The organism is Egibacteraceae bacterium (genome assembly GCA_040905805.1).
GTDB lineage: Bacteria > Actinomycetota > Nitriliruptoria > Euzebyales > Egibacteraceae > DATLGH01.
In genome coordinates, this window is record JBBDQS010000119.1 from 20,835 (window position 1) to 23,176 (window position 2,342).

The following is a 2,342-nucleotide window of genomic DNA, read 5'->3' on the forward strand; positions in this document are numbered from 1 at the left end:
GACGCCCCGAGCCGCCCGCCCGACGCAAGGGTCCGGCCCGGCCGGTTACGGCGAGGTCTCCGCGACGGCGCGCGGCGGCCTAGGCTTGCATCGACGCGCAACGACGGCGAGCCACCGCGGTAGCGGGGAGGGATCTCGCGCAGACCGCCGCAGAGCCAGACGAGAGGAGCCAGCGTGCGCAGCCAACAGGGGCGCCGGGTGCTGATCACCGGGATCGCCGGGCAGCTCGGCGGGCAGCTGGCGGCACGGCTGGAGGCCGACGACGACGTCGCCTACCTGGCCGGCTTGGACCTGCACGAGCCCCGCCACGACCTGACGCGCACCGAGTACGTGCGGGCCGACCTGCGCTCGCCGCTGGTCGCGAAGCTCGTCGAGGACGCGCGTGTGGACACCATCGTGCACCTGGACATCACCGCCACCCCGGCCGATGCCGGCGGGCGCACCCGCATGAAGGAGCGCAACGTCCTCGGCACGATGCAGCTGCTCGGTGCGGCGCAGCGCTGCCCGGGTGTGGCGCGGGTGGTCGTGAAGTCCACCACCGCGGTGTACGGCTCGACCTACACCAACCCGGCGCTGCTGCGCGAGGAGTCCGCCCCCGACGCCGCGGTGCACCGCGGCTACGGCAAGGACGCCGTCGAGGTCGAGAGCTACGCCCGCGCGTTCGGCCGCCGACGCGCCGACGTCGCCCTGACGGTGCTGCGGTTCGCCAACTTCATCGGCCCGAACGCGCAGACGCCGCTGACCCGCTACCTCGCCCTGCCGGCGGTGCCGACGGTGCTCGGCTTCGACCCGCGGGTGCAGCTCTGCCATGAGACCGACGCCGTCGAGGTGCTCTACCGCGCCGCCCGCGGTGACCACCCCGGCATCTTCAACGTCGCGGGGCCGGGGATCGTCTACCTGTCGCAGGCGATCCGCCTGGCCGGGCGGGTCTCGGTGCCGGTGCCGCCCCCGTTCGTCGGCGGGGTGGCCGGGCTGGTGCGCCGCGCGGGGCGCATCGACGTCACCCCCGACCAGCTCGCGTTCCTCACCTACGGGCGGGTGGCCGACATCAGCCGCCTGCGCGAGCACTTCGGCTACGAGCCGGCGTACTCGACGCGCGCCGCCCTCGCCGACTTCCTCGCCTCGGGCCGGGTCAGCCCGGTGGTCGACCCCGAGACCCTGACCCGCGTCGAGCAGCGGGTCCACGGCCTGCTGACCCGCACCGCCGCACGGGGGAGTGCCACGTGACCGAATCCGAGCACGCCCAGATCATCAACCTCGACGAGGGACGGCGGCGGATGGCCGGCGCCGGCCGCGAGCGCTGCCTGACCGTGGTCGCCGGCGGGCGGACCTGCCGCAACTACGCCGGGGCGTCGGGGCACTGCCGCATCCACGAGCCCGCCGGTGGCGCCCCGCCCGCCGAAGGCCGGGGTCACGAGGCCCGTGCCGGCGCGGCCGGCGCGGCCGGCGGGGACGAGCTCGACGACGCGATCGCCAACGCCCTGGCGTTCCTGCGCCGGCGCCTCAGCGGGGACTACGCCATCGACGCGTTCGGCTTCGACCGCGAGCTCACCGAGCAGGTGATGCTGCCGCTGGCCCGACCGCTGTACCACCGCTACTGGCGGGTGCGGGCGGTCAGCCTGGAGCACGTCCCCGACGAGGGGCCCGCCCTGGTGGTGGCCAACCACTCGGGGACGCTGCCCTTCGATGCGGTCATGACCAAGATGGCGCTGCTCGACGAACACCCCGCCCGCCGGCACCTGCGCGAGCTCGCCGCCGACCTGGCGCTGAAGGTGCCGGTCATCAGCTCGCTGGCGCGCAAGAGCGGCAGCACGCTGGCGTGCGGCGACGACGCGCGGCGCCTGCTGGCCGAGGGCGAGCTCGTCGGGGTCTGGCCCGAGGGCTACAAGGGCCTCGGCAAGCCCTACCGCGACCGCTACCGGCTGCAGCGCTTCGGGCGCGGCGGGTTCGTCGGGGTGGCGCTGCGCGCCCAGGTGCCGATCATCCCCACCGCCATCATCGGCGCCGAGGAGATCTACCCGATGCTCGCCGACGTGCGCTGGCTGGCGCGTCTGCTCAGCCTTCCGTACCTGCCGGTGACCCCGACGTTCCCGCTGCTCGGCCCGCTCGGGGCGGTGCCGCTGCCCACCAAGTGGGTGATTGACTTCGGCGAGCCGATCGACACCACCGCCTACGGCCCGGAGGCCGCCGACGACCCGATGGCGGTCTTCGAGCTCACCGACCGGGTGCGCGACACGATCCAGCAGATGCTGTACCGCAACCTCATGGGTCGCCGGTCGATCTTCTTCTGAGACGTGAATCGCCGGAGCGCCAGCGGAGGCGATGCTCCGCTGTGCCGGGTG

2 protein-coding genes are annotated in these 2,342 nt (G+C 74.3%); both read left to right on the forward strand.

Going from position 1 to position 2,342, the window contains the following annotated elements; translation table 11 throughout:
- Window positions 1–174: 174 nt before the first annotated feature.
- Window positions 175–1,227, forward strand: coding sequence for an NAD-dependent epimerase/dehydratase family protein (locus tag WD250_13710; protein ID MEX2621265.1), 1,053 nt, complete (start codon window positions 175–177; stop codon window positions 1,225–1,227).
- A complete protein-coding gene (locus WD250_13715) occupies window positions 1,224–2,291 on the forward strand; it encodes a lysophospholipid acyltransferase family protein (GenBank protein ID MEX2621266.1) in 1,068 nt (355 codons plus the stop codon). The genes WD250_13710 and WD250_13715 overlap by 4 nt, the downstream gene beginning before the upstream one ends.
- Window positions 2,292–2,342: the final 51 nt, after the last annotated feature.